We start from the raw sequence: 22,958 nt of genomic DNA, 5'->3' as shown, positions 1-22,958 counted from the left end.
GGCCATGACATTCCGCCACCGCCGCCCCTTGCCACTGCCCAGCTTCGGCCCGCGCCGCATCACCTGCGCGCAGGGTTCGGAGCGGGTGGTCATTTCGGAAACATTCGCCAGCGACGATCGGCCGGTGCAGGTCGAGCTGCCTTCGCTGGAGCGCTTCTCGGCGCTGATGGCGGCGCAGGGCTGGCCGGCGCATGTGTCGCGCATGGCCTATGACCGCATCTATGCCGGCGAGCGCCTCGGCTTTGCCAAGCGGGTCGGCCGCGGGGAGTTGCCGGTACTGGCACGGCAATTGATCCAGTGCTGGCGGGCCAACCGCGCCCAACCGGAGGCTCAACCGCGCTGACGGGTCGAGGACTATGCTGCCCGTAACCACGGAGAGCTCAAGTGCACAACAACACCCTCCAACCGCCGTTCCTGAATTCGCTCATGACGGCGGGCGCGAACCTCGAACTGGCCTACAACGACCTGGCGCCACATGCCAGCGACAGGATGGCCGCCGCCTTGCTGCTGGCCAAGCATGCCAAGGAAACGCAGCGCCACCTGAAGTTCATCTCGATCAGTGCCGGCACCTCGGGCCTCAAACACTTGGCCGAGGCTGGTGAGGGCTACGTCACCTTCGCCCTCGTGTACTGAGCCGGATCGGTCGTCACCGCTGGCGGATCTTGCCGTCGGTGACGACGATCCGGTTGATGCCCATCAGCACCGTCGTCGCCAGCAGCTGCTGGCGATCCACTGCCATGCGGCGCCTGGCTGCGGCCACAAGTTCGCGCGTGTCGGTCGTAGGGCTGGACAGCAGCAGTGCCGAAGCTACTGCACAGGCGCCGGCATCCGGGTCGACGCACCAGCGCAGGCGGCCGCGCGGATCACGCTCAAGCTCGGCGCCAAACCGCTGCGTGAGCCAGTCCCTGGCCTGTGCCGTGCCGATGTTGTCTTGCTTGAATCGGTCGACGGCGTCCGCCACCTGCTTGATGAGTTCGGCGTAGGCCTGCATCTGCTGGATCGACGCGTCGACTACCGCGTTGAAAACGCCCTTGACCAGGTCGCCGACGAAGTCCGGGAAGTCGACTGTCTGAAGCATGATGGCCGTGGCCGCTGCGGCGTCGACCGCGCGCGGGTCGCGCAGCGCCGCCAGATGCGCGGCCGCCGGTCCCCGTGCGCCTTTCGCGGCGGTGCGGGTTGCAGCCGCGTGCGGTGCAGCTACTTGCGCGGGCGGCTTCTTGGACAGCAGGCCGTGCGGGTCGGCCATGTAAGACGCCACACGTACCGTGTCCTGGGCGATCTCGCGCTGTTTGTCGGCAGGAAGCTCGCGGTAGGACGGCGAGGACTGCAGCAGTTTTCGCACTGCGTTGCGTACGATGAGACCTGAGGCCATGGGCCGCTCCTTTGACCGGAAGGGCAGCGGGGTGCCGCCCGGTGGCCCGGTCGCGCATCAGCTTGTCCGGGTCGTCTGACCTAGTTCGACCGGCGGGCGACTGCCGCCCGGCGGCGCGTCTGCCATGCCGCCGCCAACGCCAGGCCGCCGAGCGCGAGGCTGCCAGGCTCGGGCAATTGCGACACGCGCGTCACATCGAGTGCGATGTTGTCGAGCTGGAAGGCCTGGTTGTCGTCCGCGCCGATGAAACCGGCGAACTGCAGCGAGACCAGGTCGCTGGTGCTCCAGAAGCCTGCGAGCACAGCCGTTTCGAAATCGGTGCCGCCGCCAGGGCCGTCGTTGATGCCGTCGAGAGACAGCGTTTGCGAAACGGTGCCGCCGCCGAGCAGCATGCCCGTCACCTCGATGGACGAGGCGCTCCAGCCATTGATGAAGTTGTTGCTCAGTTCCGCGTAGTCCAGGCCGGTCAGGCGAAAGCTCGCATAGAGGGCGGTGGTCATCGTGACGGGGGCGACGCTGGGCGGATTGAGCCCGACCCGGCCCACAGCCAGCGCGGTGCTGCCGTTGGCAGCGCAGGTCGGCAAACAGTTGGTGCCGTTCGCCGCGACCGCGATGGTCCCGGCAGCCGGCGTGAACGTGAAGCCGCCGCTGGCGACCACGGCGTGAACGCCCGTTGACCCGTAGTTGGAAAAGTCCACCAGCACCGGTGCCGCACCGGCGGCCAGGGTTGCGGAGGCTAGCGCGGCTGCGGCGGCCGCGTGACGCAGGCCGAAAAGTCTTGTGAATCGCATGATGCTCCTGAGGCTGGGTGGATCCCAGGCGTGCAGCCATGCAAGGTTCGAGCCGTGGCACGGTGAGTGCTGGGCCTGGCATGGGAGGCGCGTGCGGAACCGGGCGCCGTCACTGCGTATATCGAGACGGGGACTGTCAAGTGAATCGACACCGTTTCGCTCGTCGTGGGCAGGGCGCGCCTATGCGCCAGCGCCCCCGTCGGTCGACAAGGCCAGGTCGCAGTGATGTGGCAGCACGAGGCCGGCAGCGGCGTCCGCCAGCGCAATGGTCTGTATCCACGGTGCCCAGGGCGTGACAGGGCCGAAGATGGTCGCGAAGGCCACGTCGGCGGCGTCGCGCCCGGTGCCGAAGCGGACGAAGCCCATCGGGATGGCGGTACCGGAGGCGTCGAAGATGTACCAGCGGTCACCGAGGTAGACCTCGGCATAGGCATGGAAGTCAGGCGGGCCGAGTGCAGGGTCGGCGCCGTAGTCGGTGCCCGTGGTGAAGCGAGCAGGGATGTTCAGCGCCCGGCACAGGGCCACCAGCAGGTGCGTGAAGTCGCGGCAGACGCCAGTGCGTTCGATCAGCGTGTCGACCGCGGAGGTGCTGGAGGTGGAGGTGTTGGAGGTGAACGAGACGCGCTGCTGGATCCATTCGATGATGGCCAGCACGCGCTGGTGGCCCGGCGTGACCGCGCCAAACTCGGCCAGGGCGAGCTTGGCCAGGCGGTCGGACTGGCAATAGCGGCTTGGGTAGATGTAGCGCAGCACGTCCAGCGGCAGCGACAGGATGGGCACCTCCTGCAAATCGGCCGGCTGCATGCGGTGGTGGACGAGATCGACCGTGGCCTCGTAACGGATCTCCAGGTCGCCCGGCTGAGCCTGCAGTCGCAAGTGCCGGTTGCCGGTGGTTGGGTCGGTCTGCACTTCCGAGGTGATGTCCTGGTTGATGTGCAGGCGCTCGGCGGAGACCGTCTGGCAGCTTGTATAGGCCGGGTGAATGTTGAAGATGAAGTCGGCCCCGGGGGCGCTCACTTCGTACTTGAGTTGCAGTTGCAGTTCGATGCGGACCATGGGTCAGGCTCCTAAGGGAATCTTGCAGGAGCCGGGCGTGGCTGCTGGGTCAAAGTTCATGGGCACGGCGGCGCGCACGCCCGCGTCGATGACCTGATGGATGAAGGCGAGCTTGTCGAGCACCGGTGGCGGCACGACGAAAGGGTAGCTGTCGCGCGCGCCGAGGCTGCGGGACATGGCGTTGATGAACTGCGAGATCGGCAGCCAGCTGCGCACCACACGCGCCGGCACGTCGGCCACGTCGGAGGCGATGACCTCGGCGCGCACCGGCAAGCCGTTGGGTACGGCGGCGTTGAGCTGCATGCCCCAGGATGCAGCGGTCTCCAGGCCGTCCTGCAGGTGCATGTAGTGGGCCCAGCACTCGGCCCAGTCTTCCCAGGGGTGGCAGCTGGCGTAGACGCTGACATAGCGCTCCTGCCAGTTCGCCAGTGGCGTCGCGTAGTGGCGCTTGAGCGCCTGCGCGTAGTCGGCGCGCTCATCGCCGAACAGGCGGCGGTAGTCGGCTATCCAGCGGGTGGCGCGGATCAGCCGGTCCCAGTAGTAGTGGCCGATCTCGTGCCGCAGATGGCCCAGCAGCGTGCGATAGGGCTCATGCATCTGGGCGCGCATCTGTTCACGGCGCGCGTCGTCGGCCTCGGCGATGTTGAGGGTGATGACACCGGCATCGTGGCCCGTCAGCACGCGTTTGGCGGGGTCAGTCTGCTCCAGGAAGTCAAAGGCCACGCCATGCTCGGGATCCTCCGCCTTGCTCGGAAACGGCAAGCGCCAGGACGTCAGGCTGTAGGCGAGTTGACGCTTGGCGCCCTCGATGCGGCGCCAGTAGCCGCGGTTCTCGGCCTTGTCCAATGCCGGGCGCGCGCGGGTCGTGCGGCAGGACTGGCACAGCGGTTCGGCGCCGTTGGCGTCGACCATCCAGTTGCAGATGACCGGCGCGACATGGTTGGCGCAGCGGCGCAACGGGCCCGGCTGCGGGTGGGTCGCGGGCGCCAGGCGCGTCATGCGACCGGTCGCGTCTACCTCGAAGGAGCCGATGGTCAGGTCGGCAGGAATGAAGCCCAGTTGCGCATTGCAGGCTTCGCAGCAGACGTTCTCAAAGAAGACGCGCGCCTGGCAACGTTCGCAGCTGAAGGTTTTCATGGACGGCCTGGGGCGCCGTCGACATTGACGGCCGCACGCATGCTAGGCGGCGGCCCGTGCCACTGGTGTAGGCCGGCGCGAGCCTTTGGCCTCGGCATGGGGCGGGAACGCTTCGCTGCGCCTCCCAGCCTCCTACGCGTCGGACAGCGTCAGCCGTGTCACCAGGTCCTTGAGGGTGCGCAGGTGCGCCGCCTCCTGTCGCAGCGCGGCCTCGAAGCGTTCGGCGATGGCGGCGTGGCCGGCGGAGCGAGTCAGGTGGATCAGCAGCTCCCAGCTGGCGTTGTCGATCAGCTCCGCGTCGAACATCACGTGCAGCGATTGCGCGAGCGACGCGCGCGGGTCGTTCATCGCCTGCACGAGACCGGCGCCCTCGACGCCCACCAGGTCGCCGCCCGGCGTCTGCGCGGTGCTGTCGCCGCCGAGTTCTTCCAGTGCGCTGGCGAGCAGTTCGAAATGCTGTGCCTCCTGGTCACGGAAGTAGCGCAGCATGCTGATCTCGCTGTGCTGAAGGGCACTGCCGGCCGCCTTGCATTTGATGAGCAGAGCGTCGTAGAGGCGCACGCCCGTGCGCTCGAAGGCCAGGCGCTCGCCCAGCTTGTCCATCAGCAGGTGCGGGCGCCTGCCACGCGACGAGGACGCGCCGTTCCGGCGCGCGGCCAGCGGCACCGAGCCCAGCCTGCCGGCATCGCTGCAATAGGTCTTGCGCAGCGGCGTGTCGGCCAGCTCACCGCGGTTGTCGGTGGCGAAGGCGCACCGGTCATCGCAGGGCGGCGCCAGCATGCTGGCAGCCTTGGCCGGCGCCGTTTGCGTGCCTGTGCGGTTGTGTCTCATTCGAGTTCTCATGTCCATGTGCTTGCTCCGTGATGGCGCGTTGCGCCGCAGCGTTGCGAGGCAATGGGCGCGCCCCGAGCGACGGGCCGCGCGATGAGCGGCTATGCGGCAATAGTTTGCCGGCCCGGTAATTTCTACGTCATCCAACTGGGTGAAGTGGCGCGCCAAAGGGCAGCGCCGCGAGGGGCCGCAGAGGGAGCGCGATTTGCCGCGGCGGGGCGCCTTTCAACTCTGGAGCAATCCATGAAACGACTCCCATCCAAGCTTCTTGTTTCCTCGGCGCTCACGACCGCGCTGGTCGGACTCTGGGCGCCCCTGCAGGCCCAGGCGCAGACACCTGCAGCGGCCGGCAGCGCACCCGCTGCGGCCGGCAAGGCCGTGCCGGCCGCAGACCGCAACTTCGCCGTCAAGGCAGCAGTGGGCGGGCTGGCGGAAGTCCAGCTTGGCGAGTTGGCGCAGCGGCAAGGCGCCAGCAACCAGGTCAAGCAGTTCGGCGCGCAGATGGTCAAGGACCATGGCCAGGCCAACCAGGAGCTGAAGAGCATTGCGGCCGCCAAAGGCCTGGATCTGCCGACGCAACTGGATGCCGAACACCGCAACCTGGCAGAGAAGCTGCAGCGCGCCTCGGGTGAGCAGTTTGATCGGCTCTATGTTCAGGCAATGCTGGATGCCCACCGCAAGGATGTCGCGCTCTTCGAGAAGCAGGCGGGCTCCGGGCAGGACGCGGAACTGAAGGCCTTTGCCGCAAAGACGCTGCCGACACTGCGGCAGCACCTGACGCATGTCCAGGGCCTGGGTGCGCCGGCCCGCGCCGGCACGCCGGGCCAGCCCTGAGGCCAGGAAAGGAGTTCCTATGGAAAGCAAAGCGCGTTTGCTTGGGCACCCGGTCCACCAGATGCTGGTGGTCTTCCCGCTCGGGCTTCTCGGCGCGTCGGTGGTGTTCGACCTCATCGCCATCGGCGCCGACCACAGCCTGATGGCCATCGTCGCCCACTATCTGATATTGGCCGGGATCGTCGGAGGCTTGCTGGCTGCGCCGTTTGGCACGGTCGACTGGTTGGCCATCCCGAGCGGCACCCGCGCGAAGTCCGTAGGCGCATTGCACGCCGGTGGCAATGTCGTTGTGCTGGTGCTGTTTGCGGCGAGCGCATGGCTGCGTCACGACAACCCGGCGGCGCCCGGATGGCCCGCGATGGCTCTGTCTTTCGGCGGGGCGGCTTTGTCGCTGGTCACCGCCTGGCTGGGCGGCGAGTTGGTCGACCGGCTGGGTGTCGGCGTGTCTGACGACGCGCACCTGGACGCGCCCAGTTCGCTGGCGCAGCGCAGCGCGCAGGCTGACTACTGAAGCAAGCAGCAGCACGGCGCCCGCGCAGGACGCCGTGCTGCTTGAGGCTCAGGCGCCGCGGGCGTAGTCCGCGAAGCCGGGGCGTGCGCGGTCGGCGTCGTTGGACATGTCTGTCGGCATGCCAGCCTCCAGCGGCACGCGCCGCTGCTGCAGCTCGCCGGCCTTCTGGCGGCTTTCGCTTGTGTCTTCCTGGGCGTCGAGCGGGCCGTCTGCCATAGGCAACGAGCGCTGCGACATGCGTTTGGACAAGCTGACACCAAGCGCGGTGAGGCCAGCGGCGAGGAGAAGGGTGCGGATCATGAAGGTCTTTCAATCAGGGTTGGGGTGAACGGCTTGGGGCGCCGCCGAGCCGTCCGGGCAATCGGAAGGCCAGCCGGCCGGGTTTGTGCGCATAGGCCGGCCTCCGCGGATGACGAAGATGAGGTGCGCCAAGAACCGCCGGCATCTGGAGGAGAGAGCCCGTGAACCGACTCAGCATCAAGGGCCGTTTGGTCCTCATGGTTGTCGTCTTGCTGATCCTGCTTGTCGCCTCTGCGCTGTACGGCATTGGCAATTCACGACAAGCCAGCGCCACGCTCGGAGCGCTGTACAACGACCGGGTCGTGCCGCTCCAGCAGCTCAAGGATGTGGCCGACGGTTATGCGGTCGGCATCGTCGATGCTGCCCACAAGACCCGGGACGGGGCCTTCTCGGCGGCAGACGGCATCAAGGCGATCACCCAGGCACGGGCATAGATCGACAAGTCTTGGCGCGCTTATGTCGGCACCACGCTGATCGACCGGGAGAAGGTCCTGATCACCAAGGGCGAGACGTTGTTCAAGCGCGCCGATGAAGCCGCCGAGCGGCTGGTTGCATTGATGCAGGCGAACGACATGGACGGCTTGCGGGCCTTTGCCGCCAAGGATCTGTACCCGGCGATCGACCCGATTGCCGAGGTCGTGGGTGAGCTGATGAAGGTGCAGCTCGACGTGGCGAATCAGGACTACAAGGCCAGCGCCGTCACGGCCAGCACGGTGCTCTGGTCCAGCGTGGCGGGCATCGTCATCGCCCTGGCCGTCGGCGTGACGATGGCCTGGACGATCATCCGCTCCATCCTCATTCCATTGAACAAGGCGGTTTCGCTCGCTCAGGCGGTGGCGGATGGCGACCTTCGCAGTCGTATAGAAGCGGTCAGCAAGGATGAGACGGGGCGGCTGCTCGAGGCCTTGAAGACAATGAACGACAACCTGTCCGGCATCGTCGGACAAGTCCGCGACAGCGCTGAGTCGGTCGCCAGCGGATCGACGCAGATCTCCAACGGCAATGCAGACCTGAGCCAGCGCACCGAGGAGCAGGCGGCCAATCTTGAAGAGACGGCCGCCTCGATGGAGGAGCTGACTGCCACCGTCAAGCAGAACGCCGAGACCGCGCGTGCCGCCACGCGCCTGGCCGATGCCGCCTCGCAGGCGGCCTCCAGCGGTGGCCAGGTGGTCCAGGAGGTCTTGCAGACCATGCAGCAGATCACCGCCGCGTCGCGCAAGATGGCCGACATCATCGGCGTCATCGACGGCATCGCCTTCCAGACCAACATCCTGGCGCTGAACGCCGCAGTGGAAGCGGCGCGCGCTGGCGAGCAGGGGCGTGGCTTTGCGGTTGTCGCCGGCGAGGTCAGGACCTTGGCCCAACGCAGTGCCCAGGCCGCCAAGGAGATCAAGAACCTTATCGGCGACAGCGTCGCGAGGGTGGAGGCCGGCCATGAGCTGGCCGGGACCGCCGGCAAGACCATGACGGACATCGTCGAGCAGTTCCAGCGCGTCACCCAGCTGATCAACGAGATCAGCACGGCGAGCGCCGAGCAAAGCCAGGGCATCGACCAAGTGGGTGACGCGGTTTCGCAGCTCGACCAGGTCACCCAGCAGAACGCAGCCCTGGTCGAAGAATCCGCCGCCGCTGCCGAAAGCCTCAAGCAGCAAGCCCAACGGCTCATGCAGGTCGTGTCGACGTTTCGCCTGCCGGCGAGTTGAGCCGGTTTCAGCGCGCCTGAACAACGTCGGCGGCTTGGCCGGTGGTTCAGCGGGGGGTATATCCGCGACACAGTACCTCGTGGTCGGACCTAGGCCGCTTTGCTGTCGATATTTTTTACACGCGCGCCAAGTCGGCAACGATAAGTGCCGGCGGCGAAAGGGTTTACGCCAATGGCACGCTCCTTGCTAAAGCTGATGGTCTTTTATTTGGGAGTAGGTATGGTCAAGTCTTTCGTCGTCGCTTCTGCGCTGCTGGCAGGCAGCTTTGCAGCGCAAGCCGCTTCTTTCGCTTTGGGTACGGGCCCCTTGGGTACGACCACCGTCAATGGCGGCAATGTGATTCTTGCGCCCGGCCTGGTGAACGACACCTTCACGTTCTCGCTCGCGTCGGCATCGACGGTGCAAAGCAACGTGACCGGTTTCTTCGGCAATTTCTCGCCGGCCTTCTACAGCATCGTCAGCACCGGCGCTGATCATGTGGTGGGCGGTGGCGACGACGCCGTGGTCACCGGTTTCGCGTTCACGTCCACGTCCACCGGGAACTTCACGAACCTGAGTGCTGGCGACTACTACTTCAACGTTTTCGCCTTGGCCAACCAAGGTCCTTCGGCCTATGCGATTTCGGCTTCGGCCACCGCACTGCCGGTGCCTGAGCCAGAGACCTATGCTCTGTTCGGCGCTGGCCTCGGCATCGTTGGCTTCATCGCCGCGCGCCGCCGTCGCAACAGCTGAAAACGCTTGGCGGACCGCCATGCTTTGGTGATCCCGCCTGAAGATTGAAGAGCCCCGGCGCCCTAGGTGCCGGGGCTTTTTTTATGTCTGGTTTCAGACGGATTCACCATCACCGCGGCAGCGCGGCAAACTATTCGATGTTCTGCACCTGTTCGCGCATCTGCTCGATGGCCACCTTCATTTCGACTGAGATATTCGTCAATTCCAGCGCCGCGGATTTGGAGCCGAGGGTATTGGCTTCGCGATGCAGCTCCTGAATCAGGAAGTCCAGGCGCTTGCCGAGTTCGCCGCCCTTCTTCAATAACCGCGTCAGCTCCTCCAGGTGGGCGCGCAGGCGGCCCAGTTCCTCGGCCACGTCGATGCGGATGGCAAAGGCGGCCGCCTCGTTCAAAGCCCGCTCCTGCAGCGCAGACTGGGGCACCGTGGCACTCGCGCTCGTGGCGGCCAGCGCCTCCTGCCAGCGTTCCAGAAAGCGCTGCTGCTGGCGTGCAACAACGGCGGGCAGCAGGGGTTCGGCCTCGTCAGCCAGCTCGCGCAAACGCTGGATGCGTTCATTCAGGATGGACACCAGCTTCTCGCCCTCGCGCTCGCGGGCCTCGGCCAGACCCCGCACACAGGCCTGAGCGGCCTCCAGCGTCGTGGCGTCCAGTTGGGCCGGCACGGCAGCGCCACTCTTGCACCAGTTCAGCGCTTCGTGGACTGACAGCGGCGCGGCCTGGGGCAGCCACGTGCGCACCTTGGCGTCCAGGTTGGCCAGCCGGTTGAGCTGGTCAGGCTGCGGCTGCGGCCAGCCGCCCTCGGCATCACGCTGGGTATTGATGCGCAATTCAATCTTGCCGCGCTTGAAACGCGCGGCGATCAGCTCGCGCAACTGCGGTTCGAGCCCGCGCATCTCCTCAGGCATGCGCATCGACAGGTCCAGAAACCGGCCGTTGACCGAGCGCAATTCGACGCTGATAGACGCTTGGATCGGGGGACTGCCGTCCTCGGCTTTAGGGGGTTGTGCCTGGGAATTGGCATACCCGGTCATGCTGTAGACTGGCATTTCGCACTCGCAAAACAGACGTTAACAAGAGATTCAAGCGCGATTATGTCCAAGCCGAAGCCGGCGCCCTTGCCCGCAGGCACGGTGGTTGGGGGCTACCAGATCATCAAGCGACTGGCGGCGGGCGGTTTCGGCGTGGTCTACCTCGCTGAGGACCCCGATCACCACCTGGTCGCGCTGAAGGAATATCTGCCCTCGTCGCTGGCCGAACGCTCGCCAGGCGAGCTGACCCCCCGCGTCAAACCCGAAAAGCAGCCGCTCTATCGGCTGGGGCTGAAGAGCTTCTTCGAAGAAGGTCGCTCGCTGGCGCAGATCTCGCACCCCAGCGTTGTCTCGGTGCTGAACTTCCTGCGCGAGAACGAGACCGTCTACATGGTCATGAATTACCTGCAGGGCGACACGCTGCAGGACTTCATCGTGACCGCGCGCGACATGAAGCGCGACAAGGTCTTCCGCGAGTCGACCATCCGCAGCCTCTTCGACGAGATCCTGCGCGGCCTGCGCATCGTCCACCAGCACAAGATGCTGCACCTGGACATCAAGCCGGCCAACATCTTCATCACCAACGACAACAAGGCCGTGCTGCTGGACTTTGGCGCCGCGCGCGAAGTGCTGAGCAAGGAAGGCAACTTCATCCGCCCGATGTACACGCCGGGCTTTGCCGCACCGGAGATGTATCGCCGCGACGGCTCGCTTGGCCCCTGGACCGACATCTACGCCATCGGCGCCTGCATCTATGCCTGCATGCAGGGCTATCCGCCGAACGATGCGCCGCAGCGTTTGGAGAAGGACCGCCTGTCCCTGAGCCTGTCTCGGCTGCGTAATGTCTATTCGGACAACCTGCTTGAAGTGACCGAGTGGTGCATGTCGCTGGACCCGCTGTCGCGCCCGCAGAGCGTGTTCGCGTTGCAGAAGGAACTGGCCCGCGAGACGGAACGGCGCTATACCAAGCTGTCGTTCAGCGAACGGCTCAAGCTGCAACTTGAGAACCTGAAGTCCGGAGCGAAAGCCTGATGCGTTTCAGCGTCTTTCAAGTCAGTCGTCGCGGTGGCCGCGAGACCAATGAAGACCGCATGGGCTACTGCTTCACGCGTGAGGCGGGCCTGTTCGCGTTGGCCGACGGCATGGGCGGCCACCCCGAAGGGGAGGTCGCCGCGCAGATCGCATTGCAGACACTGGCCGCGCTGTTCCAGCAAGACGCCCGGCCCGTCATCGACGACCCGCAGCGCTTCCTGCAGGAAAGTATTGTCATCGCCCACGAGCAACTGTTGCGCTACGCACAGAGCAAGGGCCTGAACGACACGCCGCGCACGACCGTGGTGGTTTGCATCCTGCAAGGCAACCAGGCTTGGTGGGCCCATTGCGGGGACTCGCGCCTGTACCTCGTGCGCGGCGGCAAGTTGATCGCCCGCACCCGCGACCATTCCTATTCCGAACTGCAGGAAGCCCTCGGCCGCGTTGCCCGCAATGGCGAGCATTTCAACCGCAACGTGCTCTTCACCTGCCTGGGCAGCCCGGGCAAGCCCATGGTCGACTGTCAGGGGCCGCTGGTGATGGAGCCGTCCGACCGGCTCCTGCTCTGCTCAGACGGGCTGTGGGGCAGCGTGGACGATGCCCAGATCGTCGAGCACCTGTCCGACCAGCCCATCTCCGAGGCCGCGCCCGAGCTCGTCGAGCAGGCTCTGCGCCGCGGCGGCGCGCGCAGTGACAACGTCACGGTGCTGGCCGTCGAATGGGAAGGGGAGGGCGACCCCAGCGGCGACACGACGCAGAACCTCGGCAACTCGGGCTTCGCGTCCACCATCCAGGGCGCGCTGGACGCCGACCTTCTTGCCGGCATGGCCGGCATGGACGACGAGGAGATCGAGCGCTCGGTGCGCGAGATCAACGAAGTCATCCGCGGGCGCGGCGCCAATCGCCGCTAACTCTCCATCTGTCATGACCAAGATCTTCACGCGCAGCGCAGGCCGCGCCGCCAACCAGTTGCGTCCGGTGCGCATCACCCGCGGTTTCACCGCGTATGCCGAGGGCTCGGTACTGATTGAATTCGGCGGCACGCGCGTGCTGTGCACTGCGTCTGTCGAAGAGCGCGTGCCCCCGCACAAGCGCGGCTCGGGCGAGGGCTGGGTGACGGCGGAGTACGGCATGCTGCCGCGCGCGACCCACACCCGCGGTGACCGCGAAGCCGCGCGCGGCAAGCAGAGCGGCCGGACGCAGGAAATCCAGCGCCTGATCGGCCGTTCGCTCCGCGCCGTCTTCGACTTGAGTGCGCTGGGCGAGCGCACCATCACGCTGGACTGCGATGTGCTGCAGGCCGATGGCGGTACACGCACGGCGGCCATCACCGGCGCCTTTGTCGCGGCGCAGGACGCCGTCAACAAGCTGCTGGCCGACAGCAAGCTGACCCGCTCGCCGATCAAGGAGGCCGTTGCAGCCATCTCCGTCGGCATGGTCGATGGCGTACCGCTGCTGGACCTTGAATACATTGAAGACGTCGCTTGCGACACCGACATGAATGTCGTCATGACGGCGTCGGGCGGCTTCGTCGAACTGCAGGGCACGGCCGAGGGCGTTGTCTTCACGCGCGACGAGATGAATGCGCTGCTCGACCTGGCCGACGAGGGCATCCGCGCGTTGTTGACGGCGCAGCAGCTCGCCTTGAAGTCGTGAAGCTGGTTCTCGCCTCGAACAACGCCAAGAAGCTCGCCGAGCTTCAGGCGCTGTTCACGCCGCTCGGCATCGAATTGGTGACCCAGGGCAGCCTGGGACTGCCGGAGGCCGAGGAACCCTTCGGCACCTTCGTCGAGAACGCCTTGATCAAGGCTCGCCACGCGGCCAGGCTGAGTGGCTTGCCGGCATTGGCCGACGATTCCGGCCTCAGCGTCGATGCCCTGGGCGGCGCGCCCGGCGTGCGCTCGGCGCGTTACGCGCTGGATGCTGGTGGCGAGAAGAGCGATGCGGCCAACAACGAACGCCTGCTGCGCGAGATGGCCAGCATCGCGGACCGGCGGGCGCGCTTCGTCTGCGCGCTGGTGGCCGTGCGCGGCGCTGAGGACCCCGAGCCGCTGATCGCCATGGGCCGCTGGGCGGGCGAGATCCTGACGGCGCCGAGCGGCGCGGGCGGCTTCGGCTATGACCCGCTGATGCACATCCCGGCCCTGGGCCAGACCGTGGCCAGCCTGGGCGCCGAGGTCAAGAACCGGCACAGCCACCGTGCGCTGGCTGCCGCGCAACTGATCGGGCAATTGCGCGAGGTCTGGCGCCTAGGCTGACGTCATGGCTGATGTCGTCCACCTGATGCGCCCGGGCACCTTGCAACTGCCCGCGCTGCCACCGCTTTCGCTCTACGTTCATCTGCCCTGGTGCCTGCGCAAATGTCCTTACTGCGATTTCAATTCGCATGAAGTCAAGGATGGCGCTCTGGCCGCCGACACGGCCGACGCCTACCTCGCCGCCTTGCGTGCCGACCTCGAAGCCGCCCTGCCGCTGATCTGGGGCCGGCCGGTCATCAGCATCTTCATCGGCGGGGGCACACCCAGCCTGTTCAACCCGGCGCAGATCGCGCAGCTGATTTCCGACATTCGGGCGCGCCTGCCACTGGAGGCCGGCTGCGAGATCACGCTCGAAGCCAATCCTGGCACCTTCGAGCGCGAGCGCTTCAGGGGCTTCCGCCAGGCCGGTGTCACGCGGCTGTCGGTGGGTGTGCAGAGCTTCGACGATGCGCAGCTCAAGGCCCTGGGCCGCGTGCACAGTTCGGCGCAGGCACGCGAGGCTTTGACCGAGGCGGCCAGCGCCTTCGACACCTTCAACCTCGACCTGATGTATGCGCTGCCGGGCCAGACGCTGGACGACCTGGCGAGTGAGCTGGACACGGCGCTGAGCTTCAATCCGCCCCACCTGTCCATCTACCACCTCACCATCGAACCGAACACGGTGTTCGCGACGCGCACGCCGGCGGGCCTGCCGGACTCGGACCTGGCCAGCGACATGCTGGACCTCATCACCGCGCGCACCGGTGTCCGTGACTTGGCACGTTATGAGGTCTCGGCCTATGCGCGGGACGGTCACCGCTGCACGCACAACCTGAACTACTGGCAGTTCGGCGACTACCTCGGCATTGGCGCCGGCGCCCACAGCAAGCTGAGTTTTCCAAACCGCGTGCTGCGCCAGATTCGCTGGCGTGAACCGGCCGCCTTCATGGCGCAGGAGAACAAAGTCAGCAATGAGCACGAGGTCGTACGCAAGGATCTGCCGTTCGAGTTCATGTTGAATGCGCTTCGTCTCAAAGAGGGCGTCACGACGACGCAGTTCCTTGAGCGCACCGGCCTGCCGATGTCTGCCATTGCCAAGGGGCTGGAAACGGCGCGTGGCCGTGGCCTGCTGACGCAAGACCCCGCACGCATCCAGCCGACTGAGCGCGGCTTCGACTTCCTCAGCGATCTACAGCAGCTGTTTCTCTGAGCCTTTGCTGGAGGGCGGCGATTTCCGCGTGCAGCCAGTCGCAGAAGGCGCGCACGGCTGGATCGTCGCGCAATGCCTCGGGATAGACGACGTGATAGTCGCGCCCCGCGTCCAGGTCCAGTTCCTGTGACGCCACGCGCACGAGGCGGCCATCCAGCAGCGCGTCCGCAGCGATCAGCTCGCGTGCCAGGGCCACGCCCATGCCTTGCTCGGCCGCCTGCAACAGCACACCGGCATCATTGAAGCTGGCGACGACCACCGGCGCCACCGGCAGGCCCGCCAGCGCAAACCATTCGCGCCAGACGTCCACATCGTCCAGCAAGGGCTGTGAGGCCAACGCAAGTGGCGGCTGACCGATCAGCCGGTGCGCCAGCGCCGGCGCGGCCACGGCAATCAGCGGCGAATGGAAGAGGCGCTCGGTGATGAGGCCCGGCCAAGTGCCGCGGCCGACCCGCAGCCCGATCTGGTAGCCCTCGCGTTCCAGGTCGACCACCTGCTGGCCGGTGTGAAGGTCCAGCGCAATGCAGGGTTGCAAGGCCTGCCAGCGCGGCAGGCGCGGCATCAGCCAGCGCTGCGCAAAGGAGGGCAGGGAGGTCACGCGCAGCATCTGCGCCGTGTTGCCGTTCGCCTGGCTCGCGGCCAGCAGGCCGGCCTGCAACTCCGCAAACACCTTGCTGACGGCGCGCTGCAGTGCCTGGCCCGCCGGGTTGAGCGTGAGCCGCCGACCCTGGCGCGTGAAGAGTTCGAAGCCGAGTTGCGCCTCCAACCCGCGGATCTGCTGGCTGACCGCGCTGTGCGTCAGATGCAGCGTCTCTGCCGCGGCGCGCAGGTTTTCGGTCTGGGCCGCAGCGCGGAAGGCGGCGAGGTAATGCAGCGGAAAGCGGTCGAGGGATGCCATCTGGTAAGCCTATCCAACCAATCAGTGCAGAAACTAGCGCTTATCGGTAAGGCGTTGGATGAATAGCATAACCAGCACTGAAGGAGTCAACCATGAAGAAACCCCTATCACGCTGGATCGCTTACACGTCGCTCGCAACCGTTCTCGGACTGGGCGCGACAGCGGCGCAGGCATTCAACGACCTCAACGCCGACCTGAAGGAAGCTGCGGTCGACCGCTCGGCCCGCGTCGTCGTGACCGGCAAGGCGCACCGCCCCGTGCAGACGGTCTGGGTGCCGGCGGCGGTCAAGTCGCTGGACGGTTTCCAGCCGGTTCTTCCTGACGAGCGCGTGATGCAGGCGCGCAGCCGCGCGACGCTGCTGGCCAAGGCGGGCGCGCCGGACAGCGCCGGCAAGCGCTGAGCCGCCGTCAGACCCGGTTGAGCGAGATGCCGGACGTGGCGCGAAGCCGCTCCAGCACCTTGCTGGCGATCTGGTTCAGCGGCAGCACCTCGTCCGCCGCGCCGGCCGCAATGGCCTCCCGCGGCATGCCGAAGACGACGCAGCTCGCCTCGTCCTGGCAGTAGTTGTAGGCGCCGGCGTCCTTCATGACCTTCATGGCCCTGGCGCCGTCGGCGCCCATGCCGGTGAGCATGATGCCGATGGCGTTTGGCCCGACGACCTTGGCCGCGGACAGGAACAGCGCCTCGACCGACGGCTTGTGGCGGTTGATGGGCTCACCGTCCTGAACACGCGCGATGTAGTTCGCGCCGCTGCGCTCGATGCTGAGGTGCATGCCGCCCGGCGCGATGTAGCCGTGGCCGGGCAGGATGCGCTCGCCGTCCTGTGCTTCCTTCACGCGGATCTTGCACAGGCCGTCCAGCCGGGCCGCATAGCTCTTGGTGAAGCCGGGCGGCATGTGCTGGGTGATGACGACCGCCGGGCTGTCGGCCGGCAGGTTGACGAGCACGTCCTTGGTGGCCTCGGTGCCGCCCGTGGAGGCGCCGATGAAGATGAGCTTTTCCGTCGACGCCCTGCCCAGGCTGGCCATGGTGACGGCCTTGACCGGTGCCGCAGCCGCAGCGCCCGGTGCCGGCGCGGCGGGCGCGCGGCGGATGTGGGCCTTGGAGGCGATACGGATCTTGTCGGTGATGTCCTGGGCCAACTGCCGGATGCCGTCGGCCACGCCGATCTTGGGCTTGGCGACGAAGTCGATGGCGCCGAGTTCCAGCGCCTTGAGGGTGACCTCGGCGCCGCGCTCGGTCAGTGTGGACACCATCACCACCGGCATCGGCCGCAGCCGCATCAGGCGCGACAGGAAGTCCAGCCCATCCATGCGCGGCATCTCGACGTCCAGCGTGATGACGTCGGGATTGAGGTTGCGGATCATCTCGCGCGCGACCAAGGGGTCGGCCGCTGCGCCGATGCATTCCATGTCGCTCTGGCGGTTGATGATCTCGGTGAGGATGGACCGCACGAGTGCGGAGTCGTCCACCACCACGACCTTGGTCTTGGCCATCGTTGGCCTCCTCAGAACAAATCGATGGAGCCGCCGCTGCTCGCGACAGGCTGCACCTTCTGGATTGCGGCCTTGTCCTGTTGAACAAGGGCGTCGGTATTCGTCGGTGCGAGGCGCTTGACCATCGCCTTGCCGCTGGCCGGCAGGAAGCACACCTTGCGCGGGTACACGTCCATCACGTCCTTGGACACGATGGGGATGCGTTCCAGCTTCAGGTAGTCAATGACGAAGTTGGTGTTGCGCTCTCCGACGTTGAGCGTGTTCATGCCCGAGATCACCGCGCCACCGCCAAAGATCTTGGCCTCCATGCGCGACTTGCTGGCGCCGCGCTTCATCATCTCGTTGATCAGCAGTTCCATCGCGAAGGAGCCGTAGCGGCCCGAATCGCCATTGCCCTCCGGCAACATGAAGTGGTTCATGCCGCCGACCTTGGCCACGCGGTCCCACAGGCAGGCAGCGATGCACGAACCCAGCGTCGTCATGACGAGCAGGTCTTCCTGGTCGACAAAGTATTCGCCCGGCAGGATCTTGACCGCCGCGTTCTTGAAGTGGGCGTCATAGAAGAAGAACGAGGCCTCACCCTGCTTGCGAGGCTGGGCCTTGAGTTCATTGACGCGTGCGACCGCGGCCGGATTACCGAAGCCGACGGCCGGTGGTGAGGCGAAAGGGGTGCTCATGATCAGACCCTTTCGTAGATCGTCTTGCCGCGCAGCTTGAACAGGTCGCGCGCCTCGGTGAAGTTTTCCGAATGGCCGACGAAGAGTAGGCCGCCCGGACGCATGACCCGGTGGATGCGCTCCAGCACCTTGCGCTGGGTGGCCGCATCGAAATAGATCATCACGTTGCGGCAGAACACCATGTGGAAGGGGTCGCCGAGCTGCCACTGCTGATCCATCAGGTTCAGTGGGCGGAATTCCACCCAACGCTGCAGTTCGGGCTTGACGCGGATCTTTCCGGAATTGGCGCCCGTGCCGCGCATGAAGAAGTTCTTCAGCCGCGTGGCGTCCAGGCCGCGCGCGTCGGCGTTGTAGACGCCGCGCTTGGCGGCGGCCAGCACATTGGTGTCGATGTCGCTGGACACCAGTTGCACCGACGCGCCGGAGCCGAGCGCCTCGCTGCAGGTCATCAGGATCGAATAGGGCTCCTCGCCCGTCGACGCGGCGCAGCACCAGATGCGGACCTGCTTGCCGACATAGGGCTTGAGGTCGTCCTTGAGCGCGTGGAAGTGGTGTTCCTCGCGGAAGAAGGAGGTCAGATTGGTCGTCAGGCAGTTGACGAACTCCTGCCACTCGGCCGCACCCGACGCACCGCTCGATGCTTCCAGCCACTGCAGGTAACTGCCAAAGCTCTTGTGGCCCGTCTCTCGCAGGCGGCGCGACAGCCGGCTGTAGACCATCGCATGCTTGCCGTCATGCAGGCTGATGCCGGCGTGCTTGTAGATCAGCTCGCGTACACGGTCGAAGTCGGCCTTGCTGAAGCTGAATTCATGATCGAGAGATTCAGTGCCTTGGGCGAGGTCGGGTGCGGGCATGTCGAGAATCGGTTTTGTGGGTGCTCGCAGCAGCTCTGGCGTCGGCGCGCCGATTCTGCACCGCGGGCCCTTTGTACGGCCCTGGGTGCGGTCCAGCATAGTGCAAACAGCCCGCAGGAACGTGCCTGTTTCACGACCTGGACGCGCGCAGGCCGCTGCTAGACTGACTCGAAACCACAATCCCTCTACCCGTCGCGACCACTGCCCACCGTTGGAACACCGCCTGCCCGCCCCCACCTTGATCGACGCTGAAACGCTCGTTCTGGATCAGGCTCTGCAATTGCTGCAGCAGGCCGGCGCGCTGCTTCCGGATGAGGCGCCCAAGAGTGCCGCCTGGCTGCAGGCCGTGCTGGATGCGCTGTGTGACCTGTCCAGCAAGGACGCGCTGACCAGCCTGGTCAATCGCCGCAGCTTCGAGATGGCCCTGGCCCGCGAGGTCGACCGCGTCGCCCGCTCCGGCGAGGCGGCCCTGTTGCTGATGCTGGACATCGATCATTTCAAGGCGGTCAACGACACCTACGGCCACGGGGCCGGCGACCAGGTCATTCGCGCGGTCGCTCGCACCGTCGAGCACACCGTGCGGCCGATGGACCTCGTCGCCCGTGTCGGTGGTGAAGAGTTCGCCATCATCCTGCCCAACTGCGCCTCGCACACAGGCCTGGCCGTCGCCGAGCGCGTGCGCGAGCGCGTGTCCGAACTGCGCATCGAAGTCGCCCCCGGCCAGATGCTCAATGTCACCGTCAGCCTGGGCGGCGCCTTCGCGCCGCAGTGGGTCCGTTCCTCGCCTTTGCTGTGGACGGAGCGGGCCGACCGCCAGCTCTATCGCGCCAAGGCCGAAGGCCGCAACCGCGCCTGCCTCGAACCCCAGATCGAATCCCTGGTCAGCGCCGAAGAAAAGGGCATGTTGTTCGCCACCCTGAACCTCGATACGCAACAGGACACTGCATGAGCACGACCTCCGATCCTGCTGCCCCCGCCATGCCGCATGCACGCCCGGCGCGCGCCGGCGCCCGCACCCTTGCCGTCACCAGCGGCAAGGGCGGCGTCGGTAAGACCTTCGTCACCGCCAACCTCGCTGCGGCGCTGGCTGCGCGTGGACAGAAGGTGCTGGTGCTCGACGCCGACCTCGGCCTGGCCAATCTCGACGTGGTGCTCAACCTGCACCCCAAGTTGACGCTGCACGACGTCTTCACCGAAAAGGCCACGCTGGAGCAGGCCATCCTGCCGGCGCCCGGCGGCTTCTCGGTGCTGCTGGCCGGCTCGGGCATGGTCGAGTACTCGCGCCTTACGCCCGAAGTGCGCGACAAGCTTCTGCACATCGTCGACCTGGTCAAGCCGCGTTTCGACTGGGTGCTGCTTGACACCGGTGCCGGCATCTCCGACGTCGTGCTGTTCGCCATCTCCCTGGCGACTGACGTCCTTGTCGTCGCCACGCCCGAGCCGACCTCGCTGACCGACGCCTACGCCACCATCAAGGTGCTGGCCACCCAGCAGGACCGCCGTCATGTGGGCCTGCTCGTCAACCAGGCCAACCGCGTGGGCGAGGGCAAGCTGATCTGCAGCCAGCTGCAGCAGGTGCTGCAGCGCTTTGTCGGACCGATGCCGGGCCAGGCCTTCCGGCTGGAACTCTATGGCGAGGTGAAGGCCGACCAGGCCGTGCGGCAGGCCGTGCTCAAGCGCCAGTTGATGCTGGAGCATTACCCGGGCTGCGACGCCGCTCAGGCCATCAAGGCACTCGCCTCCAAACTCCTTGGCTGAACAGTCACCCACCTCCGCCTTCGAATGGATCGGTGGCGAGGCGCGTGTGCGCGAACTCGTCGACCGCTTCTACGACCTGATGGACCTGGAGCCGGCCTATGCGCGGCTGCGCGCGGCGCACGGCGACGGGCTCGACAGTGCGCGCGACAAGCTGTTCTGGTTTCTCTGCGGTTGGCTGGGTGGTCCCGACCACTACATCAGCCGCTTCGGCCACCCGCGGCTCCGGGCGCGGCACATGCCGTTTCGCATCGGCATTGCCGAGCGCGACGAGTGGCTGGCATGCATGGCGCAGGCCATGCAGGAATGCGGCGTCGACCCGGCATTGCAAGAGCGCCTGGTCGAGTCGTTCGCCGGCACCGCCGACTGGATGCGCAACGTCTAGTCGAGGCGAAACGCGAAATCCTGCTGGAATACTGCGTCGCCCTGGCACTGGTAGCCGGCCAGCGCTGATTCAACCGAGCGTTGCAGCGAACGCCGCGTCTTGCCGTCGGGCGCCCCCTGCGCCATGCGAACCTCGCTGCCCACGACCCGTCCGCCACGCACGGTCGCGATCACCTGCAGCACCGCTTCACCGCTCCAGTTGACGGCGGGCACCTCGGGTCGCGGCATCACGGAACAGACCGCGCCCGGGCTGTGGATGCGCGGCTTCTCAACGGTCTGGATTGGTGCGACCTCCGGGGGGCGTGTCGGACCTGTCGTCACCGCGGGTGTCGTGTCCAGGGGCTTTGCGCTGATCAGCGGTTCCTGCGTCGTCAGCACGTCGAAGATCGGCAGCGGCACGGCGATGGGTTGGGGTGCGGTCATTGCGGGCCGGGGCGCCTTCAGCGGCTCGGGCGGTGGCAGCTCGCGCACCTCCGGGGGAAGCGGCTTCACCGTCGCCAGTTCACGTTCCCTGGCCGGCGGCTTGATCATCCCGACGCTCAACGCGTAGATGCCAGCGAGATGCAGCGCGATGACCAGGCCGATGCCCGTGTAGCGGGCGGGCGTGGGGGCGCGATTGGGGAAGGGGCGGGACAGGTCCATGGGCTCTCCTCGTGGTGAAACCGGATCGCGCTTGCGCGGCAGCGTTGGGATCAGGCTACTCCGCCCTAACGAGACAGGTCAATGGCGACACGGCGTGTCGGCGCAATGCGACGCGGGGGCACGCGTCAGCGGTGCGTCAGGGCGTTCCGCTCAGCAGCACCATCAGCGCACCCGCGCCGCCGTCACTGGCGCGCGCCTGCACAAAGGCCAGCACCTCGTTCTTCTGCACCAGCCATCGCCGCACCCGGCCCTTCAGCACCGGCTCGCGGCCCGGCGAGCCATGGCCCTTGCCGTGCACGACGCGCACGCAGCGCAGGCCGCGCCGGGCGCTGTCGTGAATGAACTGGCCAAGTGCCTCGCGCGCGCCGTCGCGGCGCAGGCCGTGCAGGTCCAGCTGCGCCTGCAGCGCCCAGTGGCCGCGGCGCAGCTTGCGCACCACTTCCACGCTGATGCCTTCGCGCCGAAAGCTCAGCGTCTCGTCGGTCTCCAGCAGCGTGTCGACGTCGATCTCATCCGACAGCGCCTGCAGCAGCACGGCGCGCTCGTCGGCCTGGCGCTGGCGCGGCTCGGGCGCGGGCTGCTCCAGCTCATGCAGCACGCGGTCGACATGTCGCAGCGGTGTGACGGGACCGACCGTCAGCTCGAAGACACGGCGCTCCTGCTCGGCCAGGCGCATGGCCGCTGCGATGCGCTCGCGCTCCACGTCGGCGGCCAGGCGCGCGGCTGCCAGCTCACGGGCCAGCGGCTTGAGATCGGCCAGGCTGCGAACCGTCACCGCCGGCTTGCTCACATCAGGCCCCGCTCGGCGAACGAAACGACCTCGCCGGCACCGACGACGAGATGGTCGACAACACGCACGTCTACCAGCGCCAGCGCCTGGCTGAGGTGTTTTGTCAGCAGCTGGTCGGCGTGGGACGGCTCCGCAACACCGCTCGGGTGGTTGTGCGCCAGGATGGCTGCACCCGCCCCCAGTGCCAGGGCCCGCTTGACGACCTCGCGGGGGTGCACCGTGGTGTGGGCGAGCGATCCCTGGAACAGCGTCTCCATCGCGATCAGCTTGAGTTGCGTGTCGAGGAACAGCACGGCGAACACTTCGTGGCTGAGGCCGCCCAGGTGCAGGCGCACATAGGTCTTGACCGTGTCGACGTCGTTCATCGTCGACTTCTCCACCAGGCGCTGGTTCAGCGAACGGCGGGCGATCTCCAGCACCGCGGCGATCTCGGCGCGCTTGGCCGGCCCCAGGCCCTTGACCTTGCCGAGGTCCTGCACGCTGGTCGCCAGCAGCCCGGCCCAGCCGCCGAAGCGGTCCAGCAGGCTCTGCGCCAGCTGCAGCACCGGCGTGCCCTGGATGCCCGTGCGCAGCAGCAGGGCGAGCAGCTCGGCGTCCGCCAGCGCCTGCGGGCCGCGGGCAAGCAGCTTTTCGCGCGGGCGGGCATCCGGGGGCAGGTGGGTCAGCGGCATAAAATCGGCAGTCTAGC

29 protein-coding genes and 1 pseudogene are annotated in these 22,958 nt (G+C 66.8%); 16 read left to right on the top strand and 14 right to left on the bottom strand.

Annotated features, from left to right (window positions below; all coding sequences use genetic code 11):
* Positions 1-4: 4 nt before the first annotated feature.
* Both ASC81_RS07355 and ASC81_RS07350 read left to right on the top strand, forming a co-directional pair.
* The gene (locus tag ASC81_RS07355; RefSeq protein WP_056264658.1) at positions 5-343 is read left to right on the top strand and encodes a hypothetical protein; all 339 of its coding nucleotides are present in this window, start codon (positions 5-7) and stop codon (positions 341-343) included.
* Positions 344-384: 41 nt separating this feature from the next.
* Entirely contained in the window at positions 385-633 is a 249-nt protein-coding gene (locus ASC81_RS07350) for a hypothetical protein (protein WP_056264655.1), read from the top strand.
* A gap of 13 nt (positions 634-646) precedes the next feature.
* On the opposite strand, the gene ASC81_RS07345 is transcribed toward ASC81_RS07350, so the two are convergent.
* The 5 genes from ASC81_RS07345 to ASC81_RS07325 form a co-directional block, all read right to left on the bottom strand.
* Positions 647-1,372: a hypothetical protein gene (locus tag ASC81_RS07345; protein ID WP_056264654.1), complete on the bottom strand. Its 726-nt coding sequence runs from the start codon at positions 1,370-1,372 to the stop codon at positions 647-649.
* Positions 1,373-1,452: 80 nt separating this feature from the next.
* Positions 1,453-2,031: a PEP-CTERM sorting domain-containing protein gene (locus ASC81_RS07340; RefSeq protein WP_056264651.1), complete on the bottom strand. Its 579-nt coding sequence runs from the start codon at positions 2,029-2,031 to the stop codon at positions 1,453-1,455.
* Positions 2,032-2,343: 312 nt separating this feature from the next.
* Entirely contained in the window at positions 2,344-3,219 is an 876-nt protein-coding gene (locus ASC81_RS07335; RefSeq protein ID WP_056264649.1) for a transglutaminase family protein, read from the bottom strand.
* 3 nt (positions 3,220-3,222) lie between these two features.
* Positions 3,223-4,356 carry a putative zinc-binding metallopeptidase gene (locus tag ASC81_RS07330; protein WP_056264646.1) on the bottom strand — a complete coding sequence of 378 codons (1,134 nt, stop codon included), beginning with the start codon at positions 4,354-4,356 and terminating at the stop codon, positions 3,223-3,225.
* 132 nt (positions 4,357-4,488) lie between these two features.
* The gene (locus ASC81_RS07325; RefSeq protein WP_056264641.1) at positions 4,489-5,187 is read right to left on the bottom strand and encodes a ferritin-like domain-containing protein; all 699 of its coding nucleotides are present in this window, start codon (positions 5,185-5,187) and stop codon (positions 4,489-4,491) included.
* A gap of 243 nt (positions 5,188-5,430) precedes the next feature.
* Between ASC81_RS07325 and ASC81_RS07320 the strand changes: the two genes are divergently transcribed.
* Positions 5,431-6,021 (top strand): DUF4142 domain-containing protein, encoded by a 591-nt coding sequence (locus ASC81_RS07320; protein ID WP_056264638.1) that lies wholly within the window; start codon positions 5,431-5,433, stop codon positions 6,019-6,021.
* A gap of 19 nt (positions 6,022-6,040) precedes the next feature.
* Positions 6,041-6,532, top strand: coding sequence for a DUF2231 domain-containing protein (locus ASC81_RS07315; protein ID WP_056264635.1), 492 nt, complete (start codon positions 6,041-6,043; stop codon positions 6,530-6,532).
* Between the two features lie 48 nt (positions 6,533-6,580).
* On the opposite strand, the gene ASC81_RS07310 is transcribed toward ASC81_RS07315, so the two are convergent.
* Positions 6,581-6,832: a hypothetical protein gene (locus tag ASC81_RS07310; protein ID WP_056264632.1), complete on the bottom strand. Its 252-nt coding sequence runs from the start codon at positions 6,830-6,832 to the stop codon at positions 6,581-6,583.
* Positions 6,833-6,993: 161 nt separating this feature from the next.
* Here ASC81_RS07310 and ASC81_RS28240 point away from each other — a divergent pair.
* The 3 genes and pseudogenes from ASC81_RS28240 to ASC81_RS07300 all read left to right on the top strand — a co-directional run.
* Positions 6,994-7,524: pseudogene (locus tag ASC81_RS28240) on the top strand (MCP four helix bundle domain-containing protein); the annotation flags it as partial.
* Between the two features lie 75 nt (positions 7,525-7,599).
* Positions 7,600-8,535 carry a methyl-accepting chemotaxis protein gene (locus ASC81_RS28235; RefSeq protein ID WP_369820843.1) on the top strand — a complete coding sequence of 312 codons (936 nt, stop codon included), beginning with the start codon at positions 7,600-7,602 and terminating at the stop codon, positions 8,533-8,535.
* Positions 8,536-8,706: 171 nt separating this feature from the next.
* Entirely contained in the window at positions 8,707-9,267 is a 561-nt protein-coding gene (locus tag ASC81_RS07300) for an FxDxF family PEP-CTERM protein (RefSeq protein ID WP_082536341.1), read from the top strand.
* A gap of 130 nt (positions 9,268-9,397) precedes the next feature.
* Here ASC81_RS07300 and ASC81_RS07295 read toward each other — a convergent pair whose 3' ends face one another.
* A complete protein-coding gene (locus tag ASC81_RS07295) occupies positions 9,398-10,312 on the bottom strand; it encodes a YicC/YloC family endoribonuclease (RefSeq protein ID WP_082536340.1) in 915 nt (304 codons plus the stop codon).
* Positions 10,313-10,357: 45 nt separating this feature from the next.
* Between ASC81_RS07295 and ASC81_RS07290 the strand changes: the two genes are divergently transcribed.
* Genes ASC81_RS07290 through hemW form a run of 5 tightly spaced genes read left to right on the top strand, consistent with a single transcriptional unit; the run spans position 10,358 to position 14,773 of the window.
* Entirely contained in the window at positions 10,358-11,326 is a 969-nt protein-coding gene (locus ASC81_RS07290) for a serine/threonine-protein kinase (RefSeq protein WP_056264626.1), read from the top strand.
* Entirely contained in the window at positions 11,326-12,237 is a 912-nt protein-coding gene (locus ASC81_RS07285; RefSeq protein WP_056264622.1) for a PP2C family serine/threonine-protein phosphatase, read from the top strand. Before ASC81_RS07290 ends, ASC81_RS07285 begins: the two co-directional genes overlap by 1 nt.
* Positions 12,238-12,250: 13 nt before the next feature.
* Positions 12,251-12,982, top strand: coding sequence for a ribonuclease PH (rph, locus tag ASC81_RS07280; protein WP_056264621.1), 732 nt, complete (start codon positions 12,251-12,253; stop codon positions 12,980-12,982).
* Positions 12,979-13,584: an RdgB/HAM1 family non-canonical purine NTP pyrophosphatase gene (gene rdgB / locus ASC81_RS07275; protein WP_056264617.1), complete on the top strand. Its 606-nt coding sequence runs from the start codon at positions 12,979-12,981 to the stop codon at positions 13,582-13,584. Before rph ends, rdgB begins: the two co-directional genes overlap by 4 nt.
* Before the next feature lie 4 nt (positions 13,585-13,588).
* Positions 13,589-14,773 (top strand): radical SAM family heme chaperone HemW, encoded by a 1,185-nt coding sequence (gene hemW, locus ASC81_RS07270; protein ID WP_056264614.1) that lies wholly within the window; start codon positions 13,589-13,591, stop codon positions 14,771-14,773.
* Here the strand turns inward: hemW and ASC81_RS07265 are convergent.
* Entirely contained in the window at positions 14,745-15,671 is a 927-nt protein-coding gene (locus tag ASC81_RS07265) for a LysR substrate-binding domain-containing protein (protein ID WP_056264612.1), read from the bottom strand. The two genes, hemW and ASC81_RS07265, sit on opposite strands and share 29 nt — an antisense overlap.
* Positions 15,672-15,763: 92 nt before the next feature.
* Between ASC81_RS07265 and ASC81_RS07260 the strand changes: the two genes are divergently transcribed.
* Complete coding sequence (locus ASC81_RS07260; RefSeq protein ID WP_056264609.1) at positions 15,764-16,072, top strand: hypothetical protein; 309 nt, start codon at positions 15,764-15,766, stop codon at positions 16,070-16,072.
* A gap of 7 nt (positions 16,073-16,079) precedes the next feature.
* On the opposite strand, the gene ASC81_RS07255 is transcribed toward ASC81_RS07260, so the two are convergent.
* From ASC81_RS07255 to ASC81_RS07245, 3 genes are read right to left on the bottom strand one after another with little or no spacing between them, the layout of a single operon-like run.
* On the bottom strand, positions 16,080-17,168 hold the full coding sequence (locus ASC81_RS07255; protein ID WP_056264607.1) for a chemotaxis response regulator protein-glutamate methylesterase: 1,089 nt from the start codon (positions 17,166-17,168) through the stop codon (positions 16,080-16,082).
* 11 nt (positions 17,169-17,179) lie between these two features.
* A complete protein-coding gene (gene cheD, locus ASC81_RS07250) occupies positions 17,180-17,845 on the bottom strand; it encodes a chemoreceptor glutamine deamidase CheD (RefSeq protein ID WP_056264602.1) in 666 nt (221 codons plus the stop codon).
* A 2-nt stretch (positions 17,846-17,847) separates the two neighbouring features.
* Complete coding sequence (locus tag ASC81_RS07245) at positions 17,848-18,699, bottom strand: CheR family methyltransferase (RefSeq protein WP_156391871.1); 852 nt, start codon at positions 18,697-18,699, stop codon at positions 17,848-17,850.
* 238 nt (positions 18,700-18,937) lie between these two features.
* Between ASC81_RS07245 and ASC81_RS07240 the strand changes: the two genes are divergently transcribed.
* From ASC81_RS07240 to ASC81_RS07230, 3 genes are read left to right on the top strand one after another with little or no spacing between them, the layout of a single operon-like run.
* Complete coding sequence (locus ASC81_RS07240; RefSeq protein WP_235533590.1) at positions 18,938-19,648, top strand: GGDEF domain-containing protein; 711 nt, start codon at positions 18,938-18,940, stop codon at positions 19,646-19,648.
* A complete protein-coding gene (locus tag ASC81_RS07235) occupies positions 19,645-20,457 on the top strand; it encodes a MinD/ParA family protein (RefSeq protein WP_056264599.1) in 813 nt (270 codons plus the stop codon). Before ASC81_RS07240 ends, ASC81_RS07235 begins: the two co-directional genes overlap by 4 nt.
* On the top strand, positions 20,450-20,839 hold the full coding sequence (locus ASC81_RS07230) for a group II truncated hemoglobin (protein WP_156391869.1): 390 nt from the start codon (positions 20,450-20,452) through the stop codon (positions 20,837-20,839). Before ASC81_RS07235 ends, ASC81_RS07230 begins: the two co-directional genes overlap by 8 nt.
* Here ASC81_RS07230 and ASC81_RS07225 read toward each other — a convergent pair.
* From ASC81_RS07225 to radC, 3 genes are all read right to left on the bottom strand, one after another.
* Positions 20,836-21,480, bottom strand: coding sequence for a hypothetical protein (locus tag ASC81_RS07225; protein WP_056264593.1), 645 nt, complete (start codon positions 21,478-21,480; stop codon positions 20,836-20,838). The two genes, ASC81_RS07230 and ASC81_RS07225, sit on opposite strands and share 4 nt — an antisense overlap.
* Positions 21,481-21,616: 136 nt before the next feature.
* Entirely contained in the window at positions 21,617-22,270 is a 654-nt protein-coding gene (locus tag ASC81_RS07220) for a Smr/MutS family protein (protein ID WP_056264591.1), read from the bottom strand.
* Complete coding sequence (radC, locus tag ASC81_RS07215; RefSeq protein WP_056264589.1) at positions 22,267-22,941, bottom strand: DNA repair protein RadC; 675 nt, start codon at positions 22,939-22,941, stop codon at positions 22,267-22,269. The genes ASC81_RS07220 and radC overlap by 4 nt, the downstream gene beginning before the upstream one ends.
* Positions 22,942-22,958 lie beyond the last annotated feature (17 nt).

Origin of the sequence: Pelomonas sp. Root405 (assembly GCF_001425165.1) — a bacterium.
Lineage (GTDB): Bacteria > Pseudomonadota > Gammaproteobacteria > Burkholderiales > Burkholderiaceae_C > Pelomonas.
The sequence above is the reverse complement of the archived record's forward strand: the minus strand, read 5'-3'. Positions and strand labels throughout refer to the sequence as shown.